The following is a 24,741-nucleotide window of genomic DNA, read 5'->3' on the forward strand; positions in this document are numbered from 1 at the left end:
TCCGCCCAGTGTTATGCGGCCTGCTGTGCAGCGGCGTCCTGCGCCTGCTTGATGAGCGGGTAGTTGCCTTCGATCCAGTCGACCAGTACTTCCAGCCGGGTGGCGGCTTCCCGGCCCAGTTGCGTCAGGCTGTATTCGACGTGCGGCGGCACCACCTGGTGGGCAACACGCAATACCAGACCATCGCCAGCCAGGGCGTCCAGCGTCTGTGCCAGCATTTTCTCGCTGACGCCGCCGACCGCGCGCCGCAGTTCGCTGAAGCGGTGGGTGCGTTCTAACAACATCACCAGCACCAGCACACCCCAGCGGCTGGTAATGTGGCCCAGCACCGCACGGGAGGGGCAGTCGGCGGCCATCACCTGGCCGCGCTGGCTTTCGATGGTTTGGCGCAGGGATTTGCTGTTGTTCATGTTGGGGACTCCGGAATGGGGTACTTACTAAAATGTGCGTACTTACAAATCGTAAGTATAACCGATATGATGGCCTCACTTAACCAAAACCGAAGGAGAACCACATGATTGTTGTTACCGCAGCCGGCGGCCAGTTGGGCCGTCTTGTCATCGCCAGCTTGCTCAAGACCACGCCGGCCGCCAATATCGTTGCCGCCGTGCGCGATCCATCCAAGGTGGCCGACCTGGCCGCGCTGGGCGTGCAGGTGCGCCGTGCCGACTATGCCGATCCGGCCTCGCTGGATAGCGCCTTGCAAGGTGCTAGCAAAGTGCTGTTGATTTCGTCCAACGAATTGGGACAGCGGGTGCAGCAGCACCGCAACGTGATCGACGCGGCGGTGCGTGCCGGTGCTAGCCTGCTGGCTTACACCAGCCTGCTGCACGCCGACACCTCGACGTTGGCGCTGGGCGCCGAACACCGTGCCACCGAAGAGGCGCTGCGTGCCTCCGGCCTGAACTATGCGCTGCTGCGCAATGGCTGGTACGTGGAAAACTACACCGTCAGCCTGGGTGGCGCGGTGGCGCATGGCGCGCTGGCGGGTGGGGCGGGTGAGGGGCGTATCTCGGCGGCGTCGCGCGCTGACTACGCCGACGCGGCGGCGGCGGTGCTGACCGCCAGCGGTTCGCTGCAACAGGTGTATGAGTTGGCGGGCGACAGCGCCTTCACGCTGGCCGAGCTGGCGGCGGAAGTGTCGCGCCAGACTGGTAAGGACATCCCATTCCACAATCTGCCACAGGCGGAATATGAGGCGATGCTGGTCAGCGTTGGCCTGCCCGCCGGCTTGGCGGCGATTATTGCCGACTCCGACGCCCAGGCCGCCCACGGCGCACTGTTCGACAACAGCGGCACGCTGAGCAAGCTGATCGGTCATCCGACCGTTTCGCTGGCGGCGGCTGTTAAAGCTGCGCTGTAAATGAAAAAAGCTCCCCGAGGGGAGCTTTTTTGCGGAATACTTGGTGCCCACGAAGGGACTCGAACCCCTACACCTTGCGGCACATGGACCTGAACCATGCGCGTCTACCAATTCCGCCACGTGGGCATTTGTAACATCAACAGTATCGGTGCTTGGTGCCCACGAAGGGACTCGAACCCCTACACCTTGCGGCACATGGACCTGAACCATGCGCGTCTACCAATTCCGCCACGTGGGCATCGATACTGTCTTGCTGCTACTAGCTGCTGCTTGTTCAGCAACAGAAGGCACGCATCTTAAAGCTCGTCCGCATCACCGTCAATAGCATTTTGCTGCTTTTGTGAAATTATTTCATTTGCAGTCATACGACAAGTTGAAGCATGATAGAGATTCTATTAACATTGCAGCCAATACAGCATGCTTCAGTTCTACCGTGCAGCGGCGCTGGCCGCGTTGCTGGCGCTGTGTTCCGGCGTTCGCGCCAATGACGTCATTACGCTGACCAGCGGCGAGTGGTTGCCATATATGTCGCCCAGCCTGCCGCACTACGGGCCGCTGTCGCGCATCGTCAGCGAGGCGTTTGCGCTGGAGGGCGTGGAGGTGCGGTATGTATTCCGCCCCTGGAGTCGCGCGTATGTGGAGGCGACGGCGCATGGCGTCAACGGCAGTATGGTGTGGAGCGTGTCGCCACGTGACAGCGAGCGCCGGCTGCGCTTTTATCTGAGCGACACCGTGCTGGATGGCCAGTCGGTGTTTTTTCACCTGAAGAGTTATCCATTTCGCTGGGCTGGCTACACGCAGTTGGTTGGCGTGCGCCTCGGCGGCACTGCGGGCTATGAATATGCGTTCGACCGCTATCCGGGCATGCGGGTCGACCGCGCCGCCGCCAGCGACGAGCAAAATTTCGTCAAGCTGGCGGCGGGGCGGTTTGATGTATTCCCCGCCAATCTGGACGTTGGCCGCCAGATCTTGCGCGGGCTGCCGGCCGAACAGGCCGAGCGCATCACCTGGGATCCGCACCCGTATAACATCACGCATTACTACCTGCTGCTGAATAAGGTGAACGCGGATAATCAGCGTTACCTGGCTTTGTTCAATAGGGGATTGCGGCGCTTGAAGGCGAGTGGCAAATATGCCGAGTATCTGGGCGCGCTGAAATGAAAAAAAGCTGCCCGAGGGCAGCTTTTTCTACGGAATTTTTGGTGCCCACGAAGGGACTCGAACCCCTACACCTTGCGGCACATGGACCTGAACCATGCGCGTCTACCAATTCCGCCACGTGGGCATTTGCAACATCAACAGTATCGGTGCTTGGTGCCCACGAAGGGACTCGAACCCCTACACCTTGCGGCACATGGACCTGAACCATGCGCGTCTACCAATTCCGCCACGTGGGCATCGATACTGTCTTACTGCGCTCTGTCGCGTTGATTGCGTCAGAGGCAAGCATCTTACGGGAGGGCCGCTATCCCGTCAAGTGTGGTTAGCTTCTTTCTCGCAAGTTTTTAAGTCGCTTGCGCGCGGCCAGTTGTTTTCGTAAGCTAAACCTGTCATTTCAACAATCCCGGAGGCCAGGCAATGGAAATGATCAGCAACTGGTTTGGCAGCCAGGGTTTTATGCCACACGGCCACTGCTTCCTGTGGATTCCCTCCATTCTGTGGACCAGCGTGATTTCCGATGCGTTGATCGCGCTGGCCTACATGACCATTCCGTTCTCGCTGGTGTATCTGATCCGCAAACGGCGCGACATGCCGTTCGACTGGATGTTCATTGCCTTTGGCGCCTTCATCCTGGCTTGTGGCTTTACGCACATACTGGACATCTGGGTGGTGTGGCGTCCGGACTATGTGTTGTCGGTTAGCGTCAAGGCGGTCACCGCGGTTGCCTCGGTGGTGACGGCGGTCGCCATGGTGCGCCTGATTCCGATCGCGCTGCGCATACCGAGTCCGTCGCAGCTGGCCGCCGTGAACGCCGAGCTGCAAAAAGCCAACGACGATCTGCGTGCCGCCATGGAGCGCGCCGAGGTGGCCAACCGTGCCAAGAGCGCCTTCCTGACAGCGATGAGCCACGAACTGCGCACGCCACTCAATGCCATCCTGGGCTACACCCAGATCCTCAAGCGCGACAAGACGTTGACGGCGGTCCAGCAAACCGGCATCAGCACCATCCAGCAGGGCGGTCAGCATTTGCTGGCGCTGATTAACGACGTGCTGGACCTGTCGCGCGTGGATGCCGGCAAGATGGAGTTTCATCCCAAGCCGGCGCGGCTGGGTGAGCTGTTGTCCGTGGTGGGCGACATCATGCGCGTGCGCGCCGAACAAAAGCATTTGTACTTCGAGCTGGATGAGGCGCCTGGCTTGCCGCACGCGGTCAGTGTCGATGAAACGCGGCTGCGCCAGGTGCTGCTGAACTTGCTGGGCAACGCGGTCAAGTTCACCGATCGCGGCGCGGTGCGCTTGCGCGTGTCGCCGCTGGAGCGTGTCGACAATGTGGCGCGGGTGCGCTTTGAGGTGATTGACAGCGGCATCGGCATTGCCGGCGACCAGCAAGAGGCCATCTTCCGGCCATTTGAGCAGGTGGGGGATGTGTCGCGCCGCGCCGGCGGCACCGGCCTCGGGCTGGCGATCAGCCGCCAACTGGTGCGCTTGATGGGCGGTGTACTGCAGGTGGATAGTACGCCGGGGCAGGGGAGTCGTTTCTGGTTTGATGTGCCGCTGTCGGTTTCGGATGAGCCGGGTGGCAAGTCGGGTGGCGAGCAAATCGCCGGCGGCTACGTCGGTCCGCGCAAGACCATTTTGGTGGTGGACGATGTTGCCACCAACCGGGCGTTGTTGCGGGATCTGTTGGGCTCACTGGGCTTCCGCACGCTGGAGGCGGAAAACGGCATGTCGGCGCTGATGCAGTCGCAGGCCGCGCGGCCGGACATGGTGTTGCTGGATATGGTGATGCCGGGCATGGATGGCATCGAAACCACGCGCCGCTTGCGGGCCGATGTGCGCACCGCCGATACGCCGGTGTTGATCATCTCGGCCAGCTCGACACCGGAAGAGGAGGAGCGTTCGCTGGATGTCGGCGCCAACGCCTTCCTGGCCAAGCCAGTCAACGAGCATGACTTGTTGCGCGAGATTGGTGCCCACTTGAAGCTTGAGTGGACGGTGTAAAAACAAAAAAGCCGTCACAAGGACGGCTTTTTCGCGGAATTTTTGGTGCCCACGGAGGGACTCGAACCCCCACACCTTGCGGCACATGGACCTGAACCATGCGCGTCTACCAATTCCGCCACGTGGGCAATGATACTGCTGAACAACTCTGCTATTATATCGACCGGGAGAGCTTCGCGCCAGATGAACTTTAACATTCCATACTGCACATCCACCCTGTCTTGCAGATCTCGCCGCTTGCGCTGCGAGAGACCAGAATTATAGAGGAATCCCGAGCGAAGTCAAATGCCTCCCAAAAATATTTTTGAGGAATCCTCACCACCGGCATGAATTAGTCATTCAAGGCGTTTCCAAGTACACTACGCCTGTCGCTCGTGCCATATATATGCCAAACACTGTAAAAATAAGAAAACTTTTGAACCAACCTACTCATACCATTCCCAGCCGGGAGGAAATTCTCGGCATCTTCCGCAGCGCCAAAGGCCCGTTAGACCTGCGCGCCCTGTCGAAAACGCTGAAAGTCGCCACTGACGCGCAAGCGGTGCTGTCGCGCCGTCTGAACGCGATGCAGCGCGACGGCCAGATCATCGCCGATGACGCCGGTCACTACACGCTGGCCACGCAGACCGGCTTCATCGCCGGCCGCGTCAGCAGCCACCGCGACGGCTTCGGTTTTGTCATCCCGGATGAGCCGGGCGAGGATTTGTTCCTGCCCGAAAAGGAAATGCAGAAAGTGCTGCACGGCGACCGCGTGCTGGCCAAGATCATCGGCGTGGATCGCCGTGGCCGCCCGGAAGGCACCATCGTCGAAGTGACGCAGCGCGCCAACACCCACATCATCGGCCGCCTGTTGAATGAAAACGGGGCCTGGATCGTGGCGCCGGAAGACCAGCGCATCTCGCAGGACATCCTGCTCGAAGGTTCGGTCGGCAAGGCCAAAGTGGGCCAGGTGGTCAACGTCGAGTTGACCGAGCAGCCGATGCGTTTCAAGCAGCCGGTCGGCCGCATCGTTGAAGTGCTGGGCTCGCTCGACGATCCCGGCATGGAAATCGAAATCGCCGTGCGCAAGTTCGGCGTGCCGCACATCTTCTCGGACGCCGCGCTGAAACAGGCCAACAAGCTGCCCGACCATGTGCGCGAAAGCGACTGGGGCGATCGGGTCGACCTGCGCGACATTCCGATGGTGACCATCGACGGCGAAGACGCGCGCGACTTCGACGACGCGGTCTATTGCGAGCCGGTCAAGATCGGCCGCAGCAACGGCTTCCGCCTGATCGTCGCGATTGCCGACGTCAGCGCCTACGTCAAGCCGAACGATGCGCTCGATGGCGACGCGCTGGAGCGCAGCACCTCGGTCTACTTCCCGCGCCGCGTGATTCCGATGCTGCCGGAAAAACTGTCCAACGGCCTGTGCTCGCTGAATCCAGCGGTCGACCGTTTGACGCTGGTGTGCGATGCCGTGGTTACCGGCAAGGGCGAGATCAAGGCGTACCAGTTCTATCCAGCCGTGATCCACTCGGCGGCGCGCCTGACCTATACCGAAGTGGCTGACATCCTGGGCAACACCAAGGGACCGGAAGCCAAGCGCCGTCCTGGCCTGGTGCCGCACCTGACCAATCTGTACGACGTGTTCCAGGCGCTGCTGAAAGCGCGCGCCGAACGTGGTGCGATCGATTTCGAAACCACCGAAACCTACATCGTCTGCAACCCGAACGGCAAGATCGAAAAGATCATCCCGCGCACCCGCAACGACGCGCACCGTTTGATCGAAGAGTGCATGCTGACCGCCAACGTGTGCGCGGCCGATCTGCTGATCCGCCACAAGCATCCTGGCACCTACCGCATCCACGCCACGCCGACCGCTGAAAAGCTGAAGCAGGTGCGCAGCTTCCTCAAGCAGGTCAATCTGCATCTGGCTGGCGGCGACAAGCCAGCCGCCGCCGACTATGCCGCGCTGATGCGTGAAATCAAGGAGCGTCCGGACGCGTCGCTGCTGCAGACCATGCTGCTGCGCTCGATGCAGCAAGCGGTCTACTCGCCGGACAATATCGGCCACTTCGGCCTGGCGTATGAGGCGTATGCCCACTTCACCAGCCCGATCCGCCGCTATCCGGACTTGCTGACGCACCGCGCCATCAAGGCCATCCTGCTGGGTAAAAAGTACGAGCCGAAGATCGCCAGCACCAGCGTGCTGAACACCAACGTCTCCAACGCCACCCGCAAGCAGCAAGCCAAGGACAAGGCCGAAGGCAAAGAGAAAAAAGCCGCCGACCTGACCGTGTGGGACGCGCTCGGCGTGCACTGCTCGGCCAACGAGCGCCGCGCCGACGAAGCCTCGCGCGATGTCGAGAACTGGCTGAAGTGCTACTTCATGCAGGACAAGCTGGGCGAGGAATACACCGGCATCATCACCGGCGTGACCACCTTCGGCATCTTCGTGCAGCTGGATCAGCTGTTCGTCGAAGGTCTGGTGCACATCACCGACCTGGGCCAGGATTACTTCCAGTACGACGATGCCCGTCACGAACTGCGTGGCGAACGTTCCGGCAAAACCTTCCAGCTGACCGATCACGTCAGCGTGCAGGTGGTGCGGGTTGACCTGGAGGCGCGCAAGATCGATCTGCGCCTGGCCGGTGCCGATGCGCCGCCGCCGCGTCCTGAAAAGGATCCTGCGAAAGACCGCAAGACCAATATCAAGCCTGGCCCGGCGATCCCGGCCACCAAGCCAAGCAAGCCGGCCCGCAAGCCAGCCGCTGTTGCCGCCAAACCGGCCGCAGCCAAGCCGAAAGCGGCCGCCAGCAAAACCAAGGCCGCACCAGCGGCCAAACCCCGGGTAGTCAAAGCTGCCCTGAAAAGTAAGAAGAAGCGATAAATGAGCAAGAACAAAATGATTTTCGGTTTCCATGCGGTGACCTCGCGCCTGCGGCACGAGGCTTCGTCGGTGGAAGAAATTTTCGTCGACGCCACCCGCGATGACCGCCGCATGAAGGATTTGATTGCGAACGCCAAAGCCGCTGGCGTGCGCGTGATGCCGGTCGATTCGGCCCGCCTCGACAAGATCGTCGGCACCCGCCGTCACCAGGGCGTGATCGCGTTTGCCTCGCAGGTCGCGCTGGCGCGCAACCTGGACGAGCTGCTGGACGCCATCGACGGCCCGCCGCTGCTGCTGGTACTGGATGGCATCACCGATCCGCACAATCTGGGCGCTTGCCTGCGCGTGGCCGACGGTGTTGGCGCACACGCGGTGATCGTGCCGAAAGACCGCGCCGTGGGCCTGAATGCCACCGCCGCCAAGGTCGCTTCCGGCGCCGCCGAGACCGTGCCATACATCACCGTCACCAACCTGGCGCGCACCCTGCGCGAGCTGAAAGAGCGCGGTATCTGGCTGATCGGCACCTCCGATGATGGCGATAAAGGCTTGTACGACGCCGACTTCACCGGCCCGACCGCACTGGTCATGGGTTCGGAAGGCGAGGGCATGCGTCGCCTGACGCGTGAGACCTGCGACATGCTGGTCAGCATCCCAATGTTCGGCTCGGTCGAGAGTCTGAACGTTTCCGTCGCCTCCGGCGTCTGTCTGTACGAAGCCCGCCGCCAGCGACTCGCGCGCGAAGCTTAACGCGCGACACGCATCACCCGGCGGCCGATTTCGAGGGCCGCCGCACTCCCTCCGAACTCAGCCGCTGTTCAGCAACTCCCAGCCGGATGCGCTACCATTCAAGCACCGGTTGTCATTCTGGATAAGCCATGTTTCATCGTTTGCGCCAAGACATCAACAGCATCATCGAACGCGACCCCGCCGCCCGCAACGCCTGGGAGGTGTTGACCTGCTATCCCGGCCTGCAAGCCATCGTCATGCACCGCTGGGCGCACTGGTGCTGGACGCACGGCCTGAAGTGGCTGGGGCGCTTTATTTCCTACCTGGCGCGCATCATTACCGGGATTGAGATTCACCCTGGCGCCACGATAGGCCGGCGCGTCTTCATCGACCACGGCTTCGGCGTGGTGATCGGTGAAACCGCCGAAGTCGGCGACGATTGCACCATCTACCAGGGCGTGACTTTGGGCGGCACCTCGCTGCACACCGGCGCCAAGCGCCATCCGACGCTGGGGCGCGGCGTCATCATTGGCGCCGGCGCCAAGGTGCTGGGCGGCTTCACGGTAGGTGAGTACGCCAAGGTCGGCTCCAATGCCGTGCTGCTGAAGCCGGTGCCGCCGGGCGCGACGGCGGTCGGCAATCCGGCCCACATCGTTCAGAAAGATCTGGCCGGCGCCGCCGCCAACCCGTTCGCCGCCTATGGCGTGACGCCGAATGGCGACGACCCGCTATCCAAGGCGCTGCGTGGACTGATCGAAAACGCCGTCAAGCAGGAAGAACGCATCGAACGGCTGGTCGCCACCATGAAGGCGGCGGGGCTGGAGTGTCAGAGCGTGGCCGAGTGTGATAAATTAAATTCCGACCAACTCAACAAGCTCGTCGAATAAGGAAAGACCATGGAAGCAACGCCCGATGGCGCAGAAGTGCTGGACCCGTTTGAAATCCGCGTACTGGCCGTGCTGGCCGAAAAAGAAGCGCTGACGCCGGATAACTATCCCTTGTCGCTGAACGCGCTGGTCAATGGCTGCAACCAGCTATCTAGCCGCGACCCGGTGATGGCGCTGTCGGAAGAAGCCGTGGCCGAAGTGCTGCAGCGGCTGATGCAGCGCAAATACGTCAACGGCATCACCCAAGCTGGCGCGCGCGTGACCAAATACGAACACCGGATGCGGATCAAATGGTCGCTGGAGCAAGACAAGCTGGCGGTACTGACCATACTGATGCTGCGCGGCTTGCAGACCGCTGGCGAAATCCGTACCCGCAGCGGCCGCCTGCACGACTTCAAATCGGTGGCTGACGTCGAGCAGGCCCTGCAATTCCTGATCGACAAATACCCGCCGCTGGTGTCCAAGCTGCCGCTGGCGCCGGGAACCAAAGAACCGCGCTACGGTCAACTGCTGGGCGGCGAAGAAGCGCTGGCGCGCGAAGAAACCGCCGCCAGCCTGGGCGGTTCGGTCAGCGCAGGCGGACAAGGCAGCCGCGTCGGCGCGCTGGAGCAGGAAGTACAACAACTGCGCCAGCAAGTCGAAGAGCTGACCGCCCAGTTTGCCGAATTCAAAAAACAGTTCGAATAAAATCCGGGGTCAATCCTCCCAAAGCTACACGGGCTCTACCGTAAGCGACGCTTACGGTAGAGCCCGTGTAGCTTTGGGAGGATTGACCCCGGATTTCAGGTGGCCATTAATTCGTCGATGGCGCTGATGGTGGCTTGGCTGTCGATGTCGTTGATGCTGTCCGTCGGCGAGAGCATGATGCGGAAGTGGTCGCACATCGGGTAGAACCAGCGATGGTTGCCGCTGTTGACGTAGAAACCCAGTACTTTTTTGTTGTAGACCGAGGCGATGTGGATCACGGCGGTGTCGGGTGAGACCACCAGGTCGCACTCGCGCACCAGCGCCGCTAGTTCCAGCACGTGGGCGGTGGCGAACGACAGCATGACGTTGGCCCGGTCACTGCCGGCCACCACGGCGGCGGCGCGCTCGCGGTCGCCCGGCGGGTGGATCACGACGATGGCGTAGTCCGGATAGCGGTCGGCCAACTGGCGGCACAGCGCGGCGGCGTCTTCCTTGCCCAGCGTGCGGTTGGCGCAGCTGCCCTGATAGTTGAAACAGACCAGCCCGGCATAACTGTCTTCCAGGCCGGCCACAAAGGCCAGCGCCTTGCCGGCATACGCGTCGACGTTGTACAACTCGTAGCGGTAGTCGATGTTTTCCGGCTTGTAGGCGCCCAGCGCGTCGAAATAGGTTTGCAGGATGTGACGGTCGGCCGGGTAGTCGACGGTGTGATCGTACATGCCGAGATTGCCGGTGGTGGTGCCGTATTTGGCGATGCGCGGGCCGTGCAGGTGGCGCCCGCCCAACAGCTTCAGGTAGAACTGGTAGGACGGCGAGAAGCGCAACGACATGCTGAGGATCAGGTCGTAACGCTGGCGGCGCAGGCCGGCAATCACTTTCAGGTTGTACAGCAGGCTGCCATGGTCCCACAACACGGTGCGGTCCACATGCGGACAGTCGCGGATGATGTCGTGGTTGACGCTGCTGGCGGCGACGTGGATCACCACATCGGGCCAGGCAGCTTTCAATTCACGCAACAATGGCGTGGAGACAATCATATCCCCGATCTTGTCATTCCTCAGGATGAGGATCTTTTTGACGCGGGCCGGGTCGAAGGCAGATTTCCTGCGCTTATTCAGCAGCCATTCCAGCAAGTGTCGTTTTAACCACTTCATATGAAACCGGGTTCAGGGGTAGTATCCTGATTGTAACTGCTTCACTACCAAATGGAATACCCCTGGGCCATGTTTTACCCTCTTTAACACGACAGCCATGCTTTGTTACTCAAACTGGATCAAAGCGTCGTTTGAATACAGTTTGTTACCGATAGGCGCATCGAAGGCGTTACCATCCTTGCTAATTTTCAACTCTACCCGCTGCGTACCGTCCACCAGTGTAGCGCGGGTGATCTCGCGATCGGTGCGCACATACCAGGTAAAGTCCTTGAAACTGCACCAGTCGGTGGTCAGCAGCAGGGTGTTGATGGTGGCGCGCAGCAGGAAGGGGATGTAGTTCTTGCCGATCCCCACCAGCACCCGGCACTCCAGTCGCAAATCGCCCAGCCGCCGCATATTGGCCGGTACGCCGGCGCTGTGCACTTCCGGCATCCAGTTGTAATAGCTTTTTTTCTTGTTCACCGCCACGTCAGCGTTATCGTCCTCGGCGGCACTGTTGCGCGGCAGCACAAAGCTGTGGTCCACGGCCAATGGCAGGATCAGCTCGGTTTTGTCGCCCCACAGCCGGACGGTCAGGCCGTCCATGGCGTCATCCGGCGCGCTTTTCCTGGTGCGCAGCCGGAACCGTACTTCGGTCGCGGCCGGTGCCAGCTCATGGTAGTCGTCGAAGGCGTCCAGCCCGGACAGCATGTAGCGGTACGGCTGCAGTTCGGGGCTGCGGGTGCCGTTGACAACGACCACGCCGCCGTCCTTGCTGTCGTCCTGCGCCGCCACTGGCTGCCACAGCAGTGGCGCCAGCAGCAGGGCGGCAATCCAGTGTTTGCCGGCCATCGATCACGCCTCCTCGCGGCGACGACGCATCCACACGGCGATGGCGATCATGCCGACGCCAGCCACCGCGCCGACCCACACGCCGACACCGCCCAGCGTCGCCCATGAACCGTTGAAAATGGCTTCCGAGACGTCGCCATTGCGGGCGGCGATCTCCAGCTGCACGCGGTCGCCAGTCATCGGGAACCACGCGCCCGGCATCACGCCCAGCAGGATGCGGTTGATGATGTTGCTGGCGAACCAGCCGGCATCAATGCCGAGATGGAGTATTTTTTGCGCCCACATCAGCAGCAGTGAGGTGATCACTGGCGTGCCAACCGCCCACAGAAATACCTTGGAGCGCGCCATGCTGGACACCATCAACAGCCAGCCGACGGTCGGCAGCGCCCACAGGATGTAGACCGGCAGCAGGCCGAGCAGGCGCAACGGCGTCAGGTACAGGCTGGGCAGCACCAGCAACTCACCGAACAAATTGGTGCCGTGCGACAGCAGCATCAGGCAACTGGTCAGCAGCGTCACCACGCCCAGCACCAGCGCGATGCCTAGCGTGATCAGCGGCGCCACCACCAGTGCCATCAGCACCTTGGACAGCACCGTGGTCAGGTCCGACACCGGCAGCGATTTCCAGAACAGCAGGCTGCGGTCGCGGCGCTCGTCGTTCAGCGCGCCCAGGCAGTAAAAGAACACCAGCAGACCCAGCACCATCAACACCGGCATGCCGGCGCCGACATAAGCTTCCGACAGCACCTGTGCAATCCGCAGCCGCGCCGAGCCTTCGATGGTGATGCTGGTGACCGGCGCGCCGTCAACCATCATCTGATTCATCTTGCCGAGGAATAGCGAGCAGAACACCAGTGCGGCGATCGCGCCGGCGATGGCCACCGGTGTCCACAGCAGCATGCCTTTGTGTTCCCACATTTCGCGCTTGAGCAGCCATTTCATGGTTTTCATGCGTAGCTTCCTTTCATGGTCGCGACGAACAGATCCGCCACGCTGGGCGTGCGCAGTTCGCCGAAATTGGCCAGCTGTTGACGGGCCACGCCGTCGAACAGCATCACCGCCTTGCCGAACACGGTGCGTTGGCTCAGTGGTTGCAGCGCGTTGGCGGCGGCGACAAATTGCGGTTCCACCATCACCTCGGTGAAGCGTTCGCCCACCTCGTCCATGGAGGCGGCCAGCGAGATCTTGCCGTTTTCGATAAACAGCAGGTCGGTGAGGATGTGCTCGACTTCCTCGATCTGGTGGGTGGTGATCAGGATGGTCTTGTGCTCGTCGAAGTAGTCTTCCAGCAGGTTCTGGTAGAACTGCTTGCGGTACAGGATGTCCAGGCCCAGCGTCGGCTCGTCCAGCACCAGCAGCTTGGCGTCGATCGCCATCACCAGCGCCAGGTGCAGCTGCACCACCATGCCCTTGGACATGGCTTTGACCTTCATGTTGGGCGTCAGCTTGGTGTTGGCCAGGTATTTCTCGGCTTTCTGGCGGTCGAAGCGCGGGTGCACGCCTTCGACGAAATCAATGGCGTCCTTGACCTTCAGCCACTTCGGCAGAATGGCGACGTCGGCGATGAAGCAGACTTCGTTCATCAGCGCTTCGCGCTGGGTGCGCGGGTCCAGACCCAGCACCGACAGCTCGCCCTGGAACGGCGTCAGGCCGAGCAGGGCTTTGAGGGTGGTGGTCTTGCCCGAGCCGTTAGGGCCGATCAGGCCGACGATGCGGCCGGCTTCGACGCTGAAGCTGGTGTCGTCCAGCGCGGTGTGCTTGCCGTATTGCTTGCGCAGCTTGTTGGCGGTGATGATGGCGCTCATGCCGCACCTCCGGGCGCCGCCGGTTTCAGCAGCGTTTCCAGATTCAGCCCGAGGCGGCGGATGCGCTCCAGCACCAGTGGCCAGTCTTCAGTCAGGAAACGATCGCGTTCGGTGGCCAGCAGTTTGTCGCGGGCGCCATCGGTGACGTACATACCTAATCCCCTCCGTTTTTCGACCAGCGTCTCGTCCACCAGCTCCTGGTAGGCGCGCGAAACCGTGATCGGGTTCAGTTGATAATCCGCAGCGATCTGCCGTACCGAGGGCAGGGCGTCGCCCGGCTTCAGCAGGCCGTCCAGCATCATGCCGATGACCTTGTCTTTCAGCTGCCGATAAATCGGCGCATTGTCATTCCACATACATAGGTACCCCTTACGTGTGTTAATGAAGTGGTGTTGTAGTGAACTATAACACTAGAAATCAGAAAAGCAAGCAATTTTGCTTCTTACGCACGATTGAAAAGGCTATTTTTGAGGCAATGTTATATAGTCGGACAGTTACATCAACGAACACATTACTAGGGGATTTGATGGTTGCCAATAATATCGCTCAACGCCTGAGCACACTGATCACGCAACATGAAACCGATGTGCTGGCCACCTGGACGGCCGAGCTGGCCGGCAAGACCTTCCGTGGCGACGACGCCACCCTGCAACGCCACACACGCCAGTTTCTGGCGCTGCTGCCGGCCGCCATCACCGGCGGCGTGGACGACACCAGCGCGCGCCAGTGGGACGAAGTGCGCAACCTGCTGAACGAAATTTCCACCCAGCGCGCCAAGCAGGGATCGACGCCGAACGAAACCGCGACCTTTGTCTTCTCGCTCAAGCAGTCGCTGTTCAGCATGCTGCGGCGCGAGCTGGCCGCCGAGCCGCCGGTGCTGGCCGAGGCGTCGTGGGCGATCAGCACCGTGCTCGACCAGCTGGGGCTGTACACGCTGGAAGTGTTCCAGAAAAGCCGCGACCAGATCATCGTGCGGCAGCAGCATGAGCTGATGGAACTGTCGACGCCGGTGGTCAAGCTGTGGCAGGACATTCTGGCCTTGCCGCTGATCGGCACGCTGGACAGCGCGCGCAGCCAGGTGGTGATGGAAAGCCTGCTGGAAAAAGTGGTGGAGACCGGCGCCGCCATCGCCATCATCGACATCACCGGCGTGCCGACCGTCGACACGCTGGTGGCGCAGCATTTGATGAAGACCATCGCCGCCGCCCGCCTGATGGGCGCCGACTGCATCATCAGCGGCATCCGCCCGCAGATCGCACAGACCATCGTCCATCTGGGCGTCAACCTGGAAGACGTGGTGACCAAGGCCACGCTGGCCGACGCCTTTGTGGTGGCCCTGGCCCGCGTCGGCGCGACGATCACCCGCAAGGAGTAAGCGCAGCATGGAACGCATCCCTATCTTGCGTATTGGCGACCTGCTGCTGGTAACCATCCAGGTGGACATGCACGACCGCCTGGCCATGACCTTGCAGGATGACCTGACCGAGCGTATCGTGCGCGACCGCGCCAAAGGCGTATTGATCGACATTTCCGCGCTCGACCTGGTGGATTCCTTCATCGGCCGCATGATCAGCAACACCGCCGCCATGGCGCGCGTGCTGGACGCGCAGACGGTGCTGGTCGGCATGCAGCCGGCGGTGGCGATCACGCTGGTGGAACTGGGTCTGACCTTGCCGGGCGTGAAAACCGCGCTGAATGTCGAAAAAGGCATGCGGCTGCTAGGAAAGAACTACGTGTGATGAGCCTCGCCTCGCCCGATATCAGCCGCTACCATTCGCCTTTGCTGACGCGCTATGCCGCGCAGGCGGAACTGCACCAGGTGCTGCCGCTGGAAAGCGACGAGCACGTGGTGGCGGTGCGCAAGGCGGTGCGCGAACACGCCCTCGAACTGAAGCTGAGCCTGGTCGACCAGACCAAGCTGGTGACCGCCGCCAGCGAACTGGCGCGCAACACGCTGAAGTATGGCGGCGGCGGCGTGGTGGTGCTGGAGCGTCTGGCCGACGGCCTGCGCAAGGGCTTGCGGCTGGTGTTCGCCGACACCGGCCCCGGCATCGCCGACGTCGAGCTGGCGCTGCGCGACGGCTATACCAGCGGCGGCGGCCTTGGTCTCGGCCTGGGCGGCACCAAGCGCCTGGCCGACGACTTTCATATTGATTCACGCCCCGGAGAGGGCACAGCGGTAGCGATTATCAAATGGAAAATCTAAGCAGTTCGCTGGCACCCGCTGAATGGATCGTCATCAGCCACGCCAGCGATGTCGGCGCCGCGCGGCGCGCTGGCCAGGTGCTGGCCAGCGCGCTGGGCATGGACGCGACCCGCGCCGGCCAGCTGGCGATCGTCATTACCGAGGCTGCCACCAACATCCTCAAGCATGCGGGCGAAGGCCGCATGCTGGTCAGCAGCGCGGCCCACGGCGGCCAGCGCTGCATCGAAGTGCTGGCGCTGGATAGCGGCCCCGGCATCGCCAACCTGGCGCAGGCGATGCAGGATGGTGTCTCAACCGCCGGCACCGCCGGCACCGGGCTGGGGGCGATGCGGCGGCTGGCCGATCAGCTGGACGTGTATGCGCCGCCGGGCAAGGGCACGGCGCTGTTCGCTCGGCTGTGGCTGGATGCGACGGCGGCCGCGCAGCCGGTGCATATCGGCGGCGTCTGCCTGCCGCTGGCCGGCGAGACCGCCTGTGGCGACGCCTGGGCCGTGCTGCAGCGGCAAGGCGGTTTCAGCTTGCTGATGGCCGACGGCCTGGGCCATGGTCCGGAAGCCGCCAAGGCCGCAGCGGCGGCGGTGCAGGCGCTGCAGGCCGCGCCCGGCCGCACGCCGGCGCAGCTGATGGAAGATTGTCACCAGGCGCTGCGGCCGACCCGCGGCGCGGCGCTGGCCATCGCCGAGCTGGACCCGGCGGCGCGGCAGCTGCGGTTTGCCGGCATTGGCAACATCGGCGCCAGCATCATCGAGGATGGCGCGCGGCGCCAGCTGATGTCGCACAACGGGATTGTCGGGCACAACATGCGCAAGGTGCACGAGCTGACGTTTGCTTGCCCGGCCGGCGCGCTGGTGGTGCTGGCCAGCGACGGCATTACCACCCAGTGGGATCTGGCGCAGTATCCGGGGCTGGCGCTGCGCGCGCCGGCGTTGATCGCCGGCGTGCTGCTGCGCGACCACAGCCGGGGGCGCGACGACGCCAGCGTGCTGGTGTTGACAACCGTGGAGAGCGTGTGATGCCTTTTGTACGGCTATTACAGGTCAATATCGGCAGCACGCCGGACGTGGTGGCGGTGCGCCAGCGCGCGCGCCAGATTGCCGGCCTGCTTAACTTCGGCGTGCAGGACCAGGTGCGCATCGCCACCGCCGTGTCGGAAGTGGCGCGCTGCGCCTACGGCCGGCTGGCTGGCGGGCGGGCGACGTTTGCCATCAACGTGCAGCAGCGGCCGGCGCAGTTGCGCGTCATGATCAACGCCGAAGGGGCGGAGCGGCCCCAGGTGGCGCTGGTGGAGGGCGAGCAGCCGACCGCCACGCTGGACGGCGCGCTGCTGACGGCGCAGCGGCTGATGGACGATTGCACCGTGCTCAGCGCCACCGCGCAGGAGCTGCGGGTGGAGATGAACAAGAGCTTGCCGCCGGCCCGCGAGACGCTGGACCTGGCGCAGATCGGTGCGCGGCTGGCGGCCACGCCGGTGCAAAGCACGTATGCGGAAATCGAGCAGCAGAACCGCGAGCTGGCGCAGGCGCTGGCCGAGCTGCGCGAACGCCAGGACGACCTGCTGGAACTGACGCGCGAACTGGAAGACACCAACCGTGGCGTGGTGGCGCTGTACGCCGAGATCGAAGAGAAGGCCGAGCGGCTGCGCAAGGCCGACGAGATGAAGTCGCGCTTCCTGTCCAACACCAGCCACGAACTGCGTACGCCGCTGAGTTCGATCCGCGCGCTAACCAAGCTGCTGCTGGACCGCATGGACGGCCCGCTGACCGACGAGCAGGAGCGGCAGGTGGCGTTTATCGCCAGCGCCGCCGGCGATTTGTCGGAGCTGGTCAACGATCTGCTGGACCTGGCCAAGATCGAGGCCGGCAAGGTGGAGGTGACGATGGCGCCGATCCGGGTGGGCGAGATGTTCAGCGCGCTCAAAGGCATGCTGCGGCCGCTGACCCGCAATGCGCCGGTGGAGCTGGTGTTCGTCGAGCCGCCGCCGACGGTACTGGTGTCGGACGAGGGCAAGGTCACGCAAATTCTGCGCAATTTCATTTCCAACGCGCTCAAGTTTACCGAGCAGGGCCAGGTGGTGGTGCGCTTGCTGGATGAGGGCGAGCACCGCGTGACCTTTGCCGTGACCGATAGCGGGATCGGCATCAGCCCCGAGAACCAGCAACTGATCTTTGAAGAATTCAGCCAGATCGAACATCCGCTGCAGCGGCGCGCCAAGGGCACCGGGCTGGGACTGCCGCTGTGCCGCAAGCTGGCCACGCTGCTGGGCGGCACGGTCGATGTGAGCAGCGCCGAGGGCGCCGGCTCCACCTTTTATCTGCGGCTGCCGGCCGCCTCCCCATGAACAAGGACGCCGTCATGGACAACAGCTCTATCCTGATCCTGAATGTGGACGATAACGACGGCGCCCGGTATGTCAAGACGCGCATCCTGCAAAGCGCCGGTTTCCGCGTGATCGAGGCGGCCAACGGCACCGACGCGCTGGAGATGGCGCGCAAGCAGGTACCGGCGCTGGTGCTGTTGGACGTCAAGCTGCCCGACATCAGCGGCATCGAGGTGTGCCGCCGCATCAAGGCCGACGTCTCCACCTGCACCGTGCTGGTGCTGCAGACCTCGGCCGCGCTGATCGGCCGTGACGACAAGATTCGCGGCCTCGACGGCGGCGCCGACAACTACCTGGCGGCACCGATCGAGGCTGACGAGCTGATCGCCAACGTCAACGCCTTGCTGCGCCTGCAGCGCACGCAGATGGACTTGCGTAACAGCGAGGAGCGCTTCCGCCAGCTGACCGAAAACATCGACGATGTGTTCTGGATGTTCAGCGTTGGCGAGCGCCAACTGTTGTACGCCAGCCCGGCCTATGAGAAGCTGTTCGGCCTGTCGCTGGCGCAGCTGCAGCAGGCGCCGGACGACTGGCTGGAAGCGGTTCATCCAGAAGACCGCCAGATGGTGCAGGCCGGCTGGCAGAGCTTCCCGCAGCAAGGCCATTACGATCAGGAATACCGGCTGGGCCAGGATGGCGCGGTGCGCTGGATCCGCGACCGCGGCTTCCTGGTGCGCGACGACCAGCAGCAGCCGTACCGCATCGCCCGCATCAGCAGCGATATCAGCCAGCGCAAGGACATGGAGGCGCTGCTGCGCCAGGCGGACGAGCACAAGGACGACTTCCTGGCCACGCTGGCGCACGAGCTGCGCAATCCGCTGAGCCCGATCCGCAACGCGGTCATGCTGATGAACACGGCGCCGGCCGAGCAGACCGAGGTGCACCAGCATGCGCGCGACGTGATCCTGCGCCAGGTCGGCCATCTGACCCATCTGGTGGATGACTTGCTGGACGTGGCGCGCATCTCGCAAGGCAAGCTGACGCTGCGGCACGACGATGTGGAGTTGCGCGCGGTGGTCGAGCCGGCGCTGGAAACCGTCAAGGCCTTGGTGGAATCGCGCGGCCATGCGCTGACGGTGGACTTGCCGCCGCAGCCGGTGTGGCTGCATGGCGATCCGGTACGGCTGTCGCAGATCCTCGGCAACCTGCTGCACAATGCCGCCAAGTTCACCGATCCCGGCGGCCGCATCGCGCTGAGCGTGACGTTGCCGCAGCCGGACCGGATCCGCATCGCCGTGGCCGACAACGGCATCGGCATCACCTCCTACAATCTGGCGCGCATCTTTGGCATGTTCACCCAGGGCGCGTCCACCCGCGACCGCATGCATGACGGCCTCGGCATCGGCTTGTCGCTGGTCTCGCGGCTGGTGGAAATGCATGGCGGCACGGTGCTGGCGCAGAGCGATGGCATCGGCCACGGCAGCACCTTTGTGCTGGAGTTCCCGCTGCGCCCGCCGGTGACGGCCAGCCCCGCCGCTGTATCCGTCGCACCGGCCGCAGCGGCCAGGCCGGGCGCCCAGCGCCTGCTGTTGGTGGACGACAATACCGACTCGGTCGGCGTGATGGCCGAACTGCTGACGCTGATGGGGCACGACGTCGCCACCGCCCACAACGCCGAAGACGCGTTGGCGCTGGCGCGCGCCCGGCAGCCGGACGCCATCCTGCTCGACCTCGGCCTGCCCGGCACTGACGGCTACACGCTGGCGCGCATGCTGCGCGCCGAGCCGGCCTTTGCGCGGACGCGGCTGATCGCGCACACCGGCTACGGTTCCGAGCAAGATCGCGAGCGCAGCCGCCTGGCCGGCTTCGACTATCACCTGGTCAAGCCCGCAAACTTCGACGACCTGGAGCGCGCGCTACAAGCCGAGCATTGAGCGTAAGCGCAATGCGTTGAGGATGGCCGCGCCGGCGGCGGTGTTGTCGAAGATGCACCAGCTGTCGCGCCCGGCCAGCCACGTGGCCACGTCGGCCAGCCAGGCCTCGTCGTACAAGGAATAATAGATGCGCGGGCTGCCGTGCAGGCGCACGTAGGCGTGGTCGGTGGTCGGTACATACGGCCCCGGCTGGCCGGCCGGCGGATCGGCGATCACGCGGGTAATGCGATGGCGTTGCAGCAGGGCGCTGGCGTCGTCGCCGAACCAGCTGCCGTGGCGCGCTTCGCAGGCCAGCATGCAATCGAAGTGGCCGCGCAGACGTTGCAGGAATGTCTCCGCCAGCGCGGCATCCAGTGCCAGGCTGGGCGGCAGTTGCACCAGTACGCAGCCCAGTTTGCTACCCAATGCGCCGGCCTCGGCGGCGAAGCGGGCCAGTGGGGCGTCGATTTCCTTTAATCGTTGATCGTGGGTGATGGTGCGCGTCAGCTTGACGGCGAAGCGGAAGTGGTCCGGCACGCTATCGGCCCAGCGCGCGTAGGTCTGCGGCTGGTGCGGGCGGTAGAACGACGAGTTGATTTCCACCGCGTTGAACACGGCGGCGTAGCGCTGCAAATGACTGCCGTCACCGGGCAGCTGAGGGGCGGCGTCGCGGCCTATGCTCCAACCGGCGCAGCCTAAACGCGTCTGGGCCATATAATGCGTTTTTATTTGAAGGATGTTGCGATGGATCTTAAACGCTATGCCAAATTCGCCGCGCCACTGTTGGTGGCCGGCCTGTTGGCCGCCTGCGCCGGGCTGATCGGTCCGCGCGAGGTTAACCTGCCGCAGGAGCGCCTGCAAACCAGTCTGGACAAGAAATTCCCCATGCATCACCGCGCGCTGGGCGTGTTTGAGGTGGAACTGAGCCATCCGCAACTGGCCATCCTGCCGGAAAACGACCGCGTGGCGCTGAATGTGGAGCTGGGCGTGACGCCGCTGCTGGCGCGTCAGTCCTGGCATGGCAGCATGCTGGTGTCCGGCCGGCTGCGGGTGGACAGTGCCAATAACACCATCTACATTGCCGACGCTCATGTCGATCGCTTCAATATCGACAATATGGACGAGGGCAAGCGCAACCAGCTGACCAGCGTCGCCAACCTGCTCAGCGACCAGCTGATCCGCGACATGCCGCTGCACACCTTCCGCCCGGACGAGCTGCGTTACGCCGGCGTGCAATTCGTGCTGACTGGCATCGATACCCGCCCCGGCGCGCTGGTGGCCAAGGTGCAGCCGGCGCAATAAGCCCGCAATTGGCGCCGATCTACGGCATTTCGCGCCGCGCCGGCGCAATTCATCGCATCGCGGCCCGACACCCCGGCGCCGCGCGCATCATGGCTACATCGACAACCACTTTACGGAGCAAGCCATGATCCAGCAAATCGTTTCCCATACCCCGACCTACGTTTGGGCCCTGTTGGCCTTCCTGCTGTATCGCGGCTACCTGGCCAGCCAGGACCGCGAAATGCCGCTGCTGAAAATCGCCCTGATCCCGCTGGTGATGCTGGGGTTGGCGCTGAGCGGCATCCGCAGCGACGGCGTGCTGGGCGAGGGCGTGTGGGCGGTGTGGCTGGCCGGCGCCGCCATCTCCGGCGGTCTGATCTGGAAACTGTCGACCCGCGAGATCGTGGTCAACCGCGCCGCCGGCACCATCCTGCAGCGCGGCAGCTGGATGCCGATGGCGCTGATGGTGGCGATCTTTGCCACCAAATACCTGGTGGCCGTGGCGTCGGCAATGCATCCCGAGCTGCACCAGAGCCTGCCGTTCTCGCTGAGCGTGACCCTGCTGTACGGCCTCTTCAACGGCCTGTTCCTGGGGCGCCTGGCACGCTGCACCGCCGCCTGGCTGCGCCAGCCGGTCCCCGCCGCCGTCTTGTGATGCTTGGCTGAAGCCTCTACAATCGAATGTTCCGATTGGTAGGGGCTTTTATGTATATTTTTGGTATAGGTATCCACGTGCTGGTGGCGATTTTCTTCGCCGTCCATGTGATCCGCACTGGCCAGCCGATGTACTGGCTGATGATTTTGTTCCTGTTCCCTGGCATCGCCAGCATTGTCTACTTCGTGGCGGTGTACCTGCCGAACTCGAAGTTGCAGCACGGCGCCCGCAAAGCGGTCAGCGCCGCCGCCAAGTCGCTGGACCCGGGACGCGAACTGCGCGAGGCGCGCCAGGCATATGAATTCACGCCAACCGCGCAAAACCAGATGCGTCTGGCCAGCGCCTTGCTGGAGGCTGGGCAAGCCGAAGAAGCGGCCAGCACTTATGAAGCCTGTCTGAACGGCCCGTTCGCCAACGATCTGGAAATCCGCTACGGCGCCGCGCGCGCCACGCTGGCCAGCAACCGGGCTGCGGCGGCGGTCGCGCATCTGCAAACCATACGCGGTGCCGACGATAAATTCCGTCCCGAGCAAGTGTCGCTGCTGCTGGCGCAGGCATATGCCGCCGCCGGCTGCCAGGACGAGGCACGGGCCGAGTTTGAATTCGCGCTAAGCCGTCACAACAGCTTTACCGTGCAGGCTGAATTCGCTATCTGGGCGGCCAGCGTCGGCGATGCCGACCGCGCCAGGCAACTGAACGCCGAACTGCAGCGCACCATGGAGCACTGGGCGCGCCACACCCGCGATCTCAACCAGCAACTGGTACGCCGTCTCAATACGGCAATGGCGTCGGTGACTCGCTGAGGCGAGGTTTAGCCGGCGATGACTGCGCCGCTCAGATCGTGGCGCGTGATGACGCCATCTTCGGTGATGGCGATCCAGCCGCCGCGCGGCGGCGTGGCGTCCGGCTCCCAGTCCGGCAGCACGTAGCGGCGTTTGGTGCCGAGCTGATGCAGGGCGGGGCGGTGGGTGTGACCATGGATCATGACGTCGGCGCCGGTGTCGGCAAACACGGCGGCGATCGCGTCGGGCGTGACGTCCATGATTTCATAGGATTTGCCGCCTTGTTCCTTGCGGCTGTCTTCGCGCAGGCCGGCGATGATGGCCTTGCGCTGAGCCAGCGGCATGGCGGTGAATTGCGCCTGCCATGCTGGTTGCCGCACCATGGCGCGGAATTCCATGTATTTGGTGTCTTGCGTGCACTGGGCGTCGCCGTGCAGCACCACCACCTTCAAACCGCCGATGTCGGCGATCCAGGTTTCCGGTAGCAGGGTCAGGTTAGCGGCCTCGGCAAAGCGGGCGCCAACCAGGAAATCGCGGTTGCCGGCGATCCAGTACACCATCACCCCGGCGTCGCTGATGGCGCGCAGCGCCGCCACGATACCGGCATGATACGGGTCGGCGATGTCGTCATCGCCAGCCCAGTACTCGAACAGATCGCCAAGCAGATACAGTTGCTGCGCGTGCCGCGCATGCCGCTCCAGGAAGTCGTAAAACGCTGCCGTGGTGGCGGGATGCGCCGGCTGCAAATGCAGATCGGAGATGAACAGCGCGCAGGCTTCAGTCATACCTTAGGCAGCCAGTTCAATGCTTTCGATGATGACGTCTTCGGTCGGCACGTCCGAGAACATGCCGCTGCGGCCGGTTTTGACTTTCTTGATCGCGTCCACCACATCGGTGCCTTCGACCACTTTACCGAACACGGCGTAGCCCCAGCCGTCCTGGCCTGGGTAGTCCAGGAAGGAATTGCTCTTCACGTTGATGAAGAACTGGGCCGACGCCGAGTGCGGTGCCGAGGTGCGGGCCATGGCCAGCGTGTAGTTGTCGTTCTTCAGGCCGTTTTTGGCTTCGTTTTCGACGGTGGCGTCGGTTGGCTTTTGCTTCATGCCTGGCTCAAAGCCGCCGCCCTGGATCATGAAACCATCGATCACGCGGTGGAAGATGGTGTTGTTGTAATGACCGGCTTCCATGTAGGCCAGGAAGTTTGCGACGGATTTCGGGGCTTTTTCCGCGTCCAGTTCGGCGGTCATGTTGCCCAGGTTGGTCTTGATGATTACTTTGGTCATTTTGATATCCTGAATGGTTAATTGAAAACGGCAAGGCCGCTATTTTACTGTTTTGGCTGGATCGGTGTCTTCAAAATCGTTGCCGACTTGACGATCACCGGCACCACCGGGATGTTCTGGAAGATGCCCTTGTCATCCACCAGCACCGCCTTGATCTTGTCGACCGTCTCCTGGCCCTTGATGACTTTGCCGAACACCGCATAGCCGCCGGAGCCGTCCGGACCCGGCGCGTCCAGCCCGGCGTTGTCTTCGACGTTGATGAACCATTGTGACGTGGCCGAGTTCGGATCGCCCATGCGCGCCATCGCCAGCGAGTACTTGACGTTCTTCAGGCCGTTGCTGGACTCCAGCGGAATCGGCTTGTTGGTTGGCTTGCCCTTGAGCTTTTCATCGTAGCCGCCGCCCTGGATCATGAAGCCGTCGATCACGCGGTGGAAAATGGTGCCCTTGTAAAAGCCCGATTTGACGTAGCCGAGGAAGTTGTCGACCGATTTCGGCGCCTTGTCATGATCCAGTTCCAGCACGATATCGCCCATGGTGGTCTTGAGCTCCACCTGCTGCGGCGCGGCGGCCAGCACGGCGCCGGACAGGGTCAGGCCAACGAGGGTGGTCATCAGTTTTTGGTACATCGAGCTTCCTCTATTTAAATGTTAGATAGGCAAAATCCGCTTGCAGATGGAACCTATGCTGTTTTTATCAATGCTATACTTGTTCCATTCTACCCCTTAGAAGGTGGAAACAAGAACATTCCCGAGGTTCCCCCAGGCACACGATGAAGACGGGTGCGCGCGGTTTCACCAGTGCGCCGGGCCATCTT

At 63.0% G+C, this 24,741-nt stretch carries 26 protein-coding genes and 5 tRNA genes; 16 read left to right on the forward strand and 15 right to left on the reverse strand.

Going from position 1 to position 24,741, the window contains the following annotated elements; genetic code table 11:
* Nucleotides 1-11 precede the first annotated feature (11 nt).
* Nucleotides 12-410: a winged helix-turn-helix transcriptional regulator gene (locus GJ699_RS00505; RefSeq protein ID WP_154372072.1), complete on the reverse strand. Its 399-nt coding sequence runs from the start codon at nt 408-410 to the stop codon at nt 12-14.
* A gap of 104 nt (nt 411-514) precedes the next feature.
* Between GJ699_RS00505 and GJ699_RS00510 the strand changes: the two genes are divergently transcribed.
* Complete coding sequence (locus GJ699_RS00510) at nt 515-1,363, forward strand: NAD(P)H-binding protein (protein WP_154372074.1); 849 nt, start codon at nt 515-517, stop codon at nt 1,361-1,363.
* A 41-nt stretch (nt 1,364-1,404) separates the two neighbouring features.
* On the opposite strand, the gene GJ699_RS00515 is transcribed toward GJ699_RS00510, so the two are convergent.
* Nucleotides 1,405-1,489, reverse strand: a tRNA-Leu gene (locus tag GJ699_RS00515).
* Between the two features lie 27 nt (nt 1,490-1,516).
* A tRNA-Leu gene (locus GJ699_RS00520) sits at nt 1,517-1,601 on the reverse strand.
* A gap of 179 nt (nt 1,602-1,780) precedes the next feature.
* Between GJ699_RS00520 and GJ699_RS00525 the strand changes: the two genes are divergently transcribed.
* Nucleotides 1,781-2,524, forward strand: a complete 744-nt coding sequence (locus GJ699_RS00525) for a substrate-binding periplasmic protein (RefSeq protein WP_154372076.1) — start codon at nt 1,781-1,783, stop codon at nt 2,522-2,524.
* A 39-nt stretch (nt 2,525-2,563) separates the two neighbouring features.
* Here GJ699_RS00525 and GJ699_RS00530 read toward each other — a convergent pair.
* Nucleotides 2,564-2,648, reverse strand: a tRNA-Leu gene (locus tag GJ699_RS00530).
* Nucleotides 2,649-2,675: 27 nt separating this feature from the next.
* Nucleotides 2,676-2,760: transfer RNA gene (locus GJ699_RS00535), tRNA-Leu, on the reverse strand.
* Between the two features lie 181 nt (nt 2,761-2,941).
* Here GJ699_RS00535 and GJ699_RS00540 point away from each other — a divergent pair.
* Nucleotides 2,942-4,525: an ATP-binding protein gene (locus GJ699_RS00540; RefSeq protein WP_154372078.1), complete on the forward strand. Its 1,584-nt coding sequence runs from the start codon at nt 2,942-2,944 to the stop codon at nt 4,523-4,525.
* 43 nt (nt 4,526-4,568) lie between these two features.
* Here GJ699_RS00540 and GJ699_RS00545 read toward each other — a convergent pair.
* Nucleotides 4,569-4,653, reverse strand: a tRNA-Leu gene (locus GJ699_RS00545).
* A gap of 287 nt (nt 4,654-4,940) precedes the next feature.
* On the opposite strand from GJ699_RS00545, the gene rnr reads away from it, so the two are divergent.
* The 4 genes from rnr (at nt 4,941) to GJ699_RS00565 (ending at nt 9,697) form a co-directional block, all read left to right on the forward strand.
* The gene (gene rnr / locus GJ699_RS00550) at nt 4,941-7,397 is read left to right on the forward strand and encodes a ribonuclease R (RefSeq protein WP_154372080.1); all 2,457 of its coding nucleotides are present in this window, start codon (nt 4,941-4,943) and stop codon (nt 7,395-7,397) included.
* Nucleotides 7,398-8,144: a 23S rRNA (guanosine(2251)-2'-O)-methyltransferase RlmB gene (rlmB, locus tag GJ699_RS00555; protein ID WP_154372082.1), complete on the forward strand. Its 747-nt coding sequence runs from the start codon at nt 7,398-7,400 to the stop codon at nt 8,142-8,144.
* Between the two features lie 128 nt (nt 8,145-8,272).
* Nucleotides 8,273-9,010 (forward strand): serine O-acetyltransferase, encoded by a 738-nt coding sequence (gene cysE / locus GJ699_RS00560; protein WP_154372083.1) that lies wholly within the window; start codon nt 8,273-8,275, stop codon nt 9,008-9,010.
* 9 nt (nt 9,011-9,019) lie between these two features.
* Complete coding sequence (locus tag GJ699_RS00565) at nt 9,020-9,697, forward strand: YceH family protein (protein ID WP_154372085.1); 678 nt, start codon at nt 9,020-9,022, stop codon at nt 9,695-9,697.
* 95 nt (nt 9,698-9,792) lie between these two features.
* On the opposite strand, the gene GJ699_RS00570 is transcribed toward GJ699_RS00565, so the two are convergent.
* The 5 genes from GJ699_RS00570 to GJ699_RS00590 all read right to left on the reverse strand — a co-directional run bounded on the left by GJ699_RS00570 (nt 9,793) and on the right by GJ699_RS00590 (nt 13,843).
* The gene (locus GJ699_RS00570) at nt 9,793-10,734 is read right to left on the reverse strand and encodes a glycosyltransferase family 9 protein (protein WP_195763420.1); all 942 of its coding nucleotides are present in this window, start codon (nt 10,732-10,734) and stop codon (nt 9,793-9,795) included.
* A gap of 222 nt (nt 10,735-10,956) precedes the next feature.
* Nucleotides 10,957-11,682, reverse strand: a complete 726-nt coding sequence (locus tag GJ699_RS00575; protein ID WP_154372089.1) for a hypothetical protein — start codon at nt 11,680-11,682, stop codon at nt 10,957-10,959.
* Nucleotides 11,683-11,685: 3 nt separating this feature from the next.
* Nucleotides 11,686-12,633 carry a hypothetical protein gene (locus GJ699_RS00580; RefSeq protein ID WP_154372091.1) on the reverse strand — a complete coding sequence of 316 codons (948 nt, stop codon included), beginning with the start codon at nt 12,631-12,633 and terminating at the stop codon, nt 11,686-11,688.
* Nucleotides 12,630-13,487 carry an ABC transporter ATP-binding protein gene (locus GJ699_RS00585; protein ID WP_154372093.1) on the reverse strand — a complete coding sequence of 286 codons (858 nt, stop codon included), beginning with the start codon at nt 13,485-13,487 and terminating at the stop codon, nt 12,630-12,632. The genes GJ699_RS00580 and GJ699_RS00585 overlap by 4 nt, the downstream gene beginning before the upstream one ends.
* A complete protein-coding gene (locus GJ699_RS00590) occupies nt 13,484-13,843 on the reverse strand; it encodes a GntR family transcriptional regulator (RefSeq protein ID WP_154372095.1) in 360 nt (119 codons plus the stop codon). The genes GJ699_RS00585 and GJ699_RS00590 overlap by 4 nt, the downstream gene beginning before the upstream one ends.
* Before the next feature lie 170 nt (nt 13,844-14,013).
* On the opposite strand from GJ699_RS00590, the gene GJ699_RS00595 reads away from it, so the two are divergent.
* Genes GJ699_RS00595 through GJ699_RS00620 form a run of 6 tightly spaced genes read left to right on the forward strand, consistent with a single transcriptional unit; the run spans nt 14,014 to nt 19,944 of the window.
* Complete coding sequence (locus tag GJ699_RS00595; RefSeq protein WP_154372097.1) at nt 14,014-14,862, forward strand: STAS domain-containing protein; 849 nt, start codon at nt 14,014-14,016, stop codon at nt 14,860-14,862.
* 7 nt (nt 14,863-14,869) lie between these two features.
* Nucleotides 14,870-15,226 carry an STAS domain-containing protein gene (locus tag GJ699_RS00600; RefSeq protein WP_154372099.1) on the forward strand — a complete coding sequence of 119 codons (357 nt, stop codon included), beginning with the start codon at nt 14,870-14,872 and terminating at the stop codon, nt 15,224-15,226.
* Complete coding sequence (locus GJ699_RS00605; RefSeq protein ID WP_154372946.1) at nt 15,226-15,693, forward strand: anti-sigma regulatory factor; 468 nt, start codon at nt 15,226-15,228, stop codon at nt 15,691-15,693. Before GJ699_RS00600 ends, GJ699_RS00605 begins: the two co-directional genes overlap by 1 nt.
* A complete protein-coding gene (locus GJ699_RS00610; RefSeq protein ID WP_154372101.1) occupies nt 15,681-16,706 on the forward strand; it encodes an ATP-binding SpoIIE family protein phosphatase in 1,026 nt (341 codons plus the stop codon). Before GJ699_RS00605 ends, GJ699_RS00610 begins: the two co-directional genes overlap by 13 nt.
* Nucleotides 16,706-18,031, forward strand: coding sequence for an ATP-binding protein (locus tag GJ699_RS00615; protein WP_154372948.1), 1,326 nt, complete (start codon nt 16,706-16,708; stop codon nt 18,029-18,031). Before GJ699_RS00610 ends, GJ699_RS00615 begins: the two co-directional genes overlap by 1 nt.
* A 14-nt stretch (nt 18,032-18,045) precedes the next feature.
* A complete protein-coding gene (locus GJ699_RS00620; protein WP_229261875.1) occupies nt 18,046-19,944 on the forward strand; it encodes a hybrid sensor histidine kinase/response regulator in 1,899 nt (632 codons plus the stop codon).
* Here GJ699_RS00620 and GJ699_RS00625 read toward each other — a convergent pair.
* Nucleotides 19,927-20,637, reverse strand: coding sequence for a DUF72 domain-containing protein (locus GJ699_RS00625; RefSeq protein ID WP_154372104.1), 711 nt, complete (start codon nt 20,635-20,637; stop codon nt 19,927-19,929). The two genes, GJ699_RS00620 and GJ699_RS00625, sit on opposite strands and share 18 nt — an antisense overlap.
* Nucleotides 20,638-20,667: 30 nt before the next feature.
* Here GJ699_RS00625 and GJ699_RS00630 point away from each other — a divergent pair, with 30 nt between their 5' ends.
* The 3 genes from GJ699_RS00630 to GJ699_RS00640 all read left to right on the forward strand — a co-directional run bounded on the left by GJ699_RS00630 (nt 20,668) and on the right by GJ699_RS00640 (nt 22,662).
* Nucleotides 20,668-21,225, forward strand: coding sequence for a DUF1439 domain-containing protein (locus GJ699_RS00630; protein WP_154372106.1), 558 nt, complete (start codon nt 20,668-20,670; stop codon nt 21,223-21,225).
* Between the two features lie 124 nt (nt 21,226-21,349).
* Nucleotides 21,350-21,859 carry a DUF6622 family protein gene (locus GJ699_RS00635; protein ID WP_154372108.1) on the forward strand — a complete coding sequence of 170 codons (510 nt, stop codon included), beginning with the start codon at nt 21,350-21,352 and terminating at the stop codon, nt 21,857-21,859.
* Between the two features lie 50 nt (nt 21,860-21,909).
* A complete protein-coding gene (locus GJ699_RS00640) occupies nt 21,910-22,662 on the forward strand; it encodes a tetratricopeptide repeat protein (RefSeq protein ID WP_154372110.1) in 753 nt (250 codons plus the stop codon).
* A gap of 8 nt (nt 22,663-22,670) precedes the next feature.
* On the opposite strand, the gene GJ699_RS00645 is transcribed toward GJ699_RS00640, so the two are convergent.
* Genes GJ699_RS00645 through GJ699_RS00655 form a run of 3 tightly spaced genes read right to left on the reverse strand, consistent with a single transcriptional unit; the run spans nt 22,671 to nt 24,538 of the window.
* Nucleotides 22,671-23,426 carry a UDP-2,3-diacylglucosamine diphosphatase gene (locus tag GJ699_RS00645; protein WP_154372112.1) on the reverse strand — a complete coding sequence of 252 codons (756 nt, stop codon included), beginning with the start codon at nt 23,424-23,426 and terminating at the stop codon, nt 22,671-22,673.
* Nucleotides 23,427-23,429: 3 nt separating this feature from the next.
* Entirely contained in the window at nt 23,430-23,924 is a 495-nt protein-coding gene (locus GJ699_RS00650) for a peptidylprolyl isomerase (protein ID WP_154372114.1), read from the reverse strand.
* A 44-nt stretch (nt 23,925-23,968) separates the two neighbouring features.
* Complete coding sequence (locus GJ699_RS00655) at nt 23,969-24,538, reverse strand: peptidylprolyl isomerase (protein WP_229261911.1); 570 nt, start codon at nt 24,536-24,538, stop codon at nt 23,969-23,971.
* Between the last annotated feature and the right edge of the window lie 203 nt (nt 24,539-24,741).

The organism is Duganella guangzhouensis (assembly GCF_009674535.1).
Taxonomy (GTDB): Bacteria; Pseudomonadota; Gammaproteobacteria; order Burkholderiales; family Burkholderiaceae_D; genus Rugamonas; species Rugamonas guangzhouensis.

Excerpts from the sequence above, each read along its gene's own strand:
- GJ699_RS00505 (WP_154372072.1), bottom strand. The coding sequence starts at position 410 with ATGAACAACAGCAAATCCCTGCGCCAAACCATCGAAAGCCAGCGCGGC.
- GJ699_RS00510 (WP_154372074.1), top strand. The coding sequence starts at position 515 with ATGATTGTTGTTACCGCAGCCGGCGGCCAGTTGGGCCGTCTTGTCATC.
- GJ699_RS00525 (WP_154372076.1), top strand. The coding sequence starts at position 1,781 with ATGCTTCAGTTCTACCGTGCAGCGGCGCTGGCCGCGTTGCTGGCGCTG.
- GJ699_RS00540 (WP_154372078.1), top strand. The coding sequence starts at position 2,942 with ATGGAAATGATCAGCAACTGGTTTGGCAGCCAGGGTTTTATGCCACAC.
- rlmB (WP_154372082.1), top strand. The coding sequence starts at position 7,398 with ATGAGCAAGAACAAAATGATTTTCGGTTTCCATGCGGTGACCTCGCGC.
- cysE (WP_154372083.1), top strand. The coding sequence starts at position 8,273 with ATGTTTCATCGTTTGCGCCAAGACATCAACAGCATCATCGAACGCGAC.
- GJ699_RS00565 (WP_154372085.1), top strand. The coding sequence starts at position 9,020 with ATGGAAGCAACGCCCGATGGCGCAGAAGTGCTGGACCCGTTTGAAATC.
- GJ699_RS00570 (WP_195763420.1), bottom strand. The coding sequence starts at position 10,734 with ATGATTGTCTCCACGCCATTGTTGCGTGAATTGAAAGCTGCCTGGCCC.
- GJ699_RS00575 (WP_154372089.1), bottom strand. The coding sequence starts at position 11,682 with ATGGCCGGCAAACACTGGATTGCCGCCCTGCTGCTGGCGCCACTGCTG.
- GJ699_RS00580 (WP_154372091.1), bottom strand. The coding sequence starts at position 12,633 with ATGAAAACCATGAAATGGCTGCTCAAGCGCGAAATGTGGGAACACAAA.
- GJ699_RS00585 (WP_154372093.1), bottom strand. The coding sequence starts at position 13,487 with ATGAGCGCCATCATCACCGCCAACAAGCTGCGCAAGCAATACGGCAAG.
- GJ699_RS00590 (WP_154372095.1), bottom strand. The coding sequence starts at position 13,843 with ATGTGGAATGACAATGCGCCGATTTATCGGCAGCTGAAAGACAAGGTC.
- GJ699_RS00595 (WP_154372097.1), top strand. The coding sequence starts at position 14,014 with ATGGTTGCCAATAATATCGCTCAACGCCTGAGCACACTGATCACGCAA.
- GJ699_RS00600 (WP_154372099.1), top strand. The coding sequence starts at position 14,870 with ATGGAACGCATCCCTATCTTGCGTATTGGCGACCTGCTGCTGGTAACC.
- GJ699_RS00605 (WP_154372946.1), top strand. The coding sequence starts at position 15,226 with ATGAGCCTCGCCTCGCCCGATATCAGCCGCTACCATTCGCCTTTGCTG.
- GJ699_RS00610 (WP_154372101.1), top strand. The coding sequence starts at position 15,681 with ATGGAAAATCTAAGCAGTTCGCTGGCACCCGCTGAATGGATCGTCATC.
- GJ699_RS00615 (WP_154372948.1), top strand. The coding sequence starts at position 16,706 with ATGCCTTTTGTACGGCTATTACAGGTCAATATCGGCAGCACGCCGGAC.
- GJ699_RS00620 (WP_229261875.1), top strand. The coding sequence starts at position 18,046 with ATGGACAACAGCTCTATCCTGATCCTGAATGTGGACGATAACGACGGC.
- GJ699_RS00625 (WP_154372104.1), bottom strand. The coding sequence starts at position 20,637 with ATGGCCCAGACGCGTTTAGGCTGCGCCGGTTGGAGCATAGGCCGCGAC.
- GJ699_RS00630 (WP_154372106.1), top strand. The coding sequence starts at position 20,668 with ATGGATCTTAAACGCTATGCCAAATTCGCCGCGCCACTGTTGGTGGCC.
- GJ699_RS00635 (WP_154372108.1), top strand. The coding sequence starts at position 21,350 with ATGATCCAGCAAATCGTTTCCCATACCCCGACCTACGTTTGGGCCCTG.
- GJ699_RS00640 (WP_154372110.1), top strand. The coding sequence starts at position 21,910 with ATGTATATTTTTGGTATAGGTATCCACGTGCTGGTGGCGATTTTCTTC.
- GJ699_RS00645 (WP_154372112.1), bottom strand. The coding sequence starts at position 23,426 with ATGACTGAAGCCTGCGCGCTGTTCATCTCCGATCTGCATTTGCAGCCG.
- GJ699_RS00650 (WP_154372114.1), bottom strand. The coding sequence starts at position 23,924 with ATGACCAAAGTAATCATCAAGACCAACCTGGGCAACATGACCGCCGAA.
- GJ699_RS00655 (WP_229261911.1), bottom strand. The coding sequence starts at position 24,538 with ATGACCACCCTCGTTGGCCTGACCCTGTCCGGCGCCGTGCTGGCCGCC.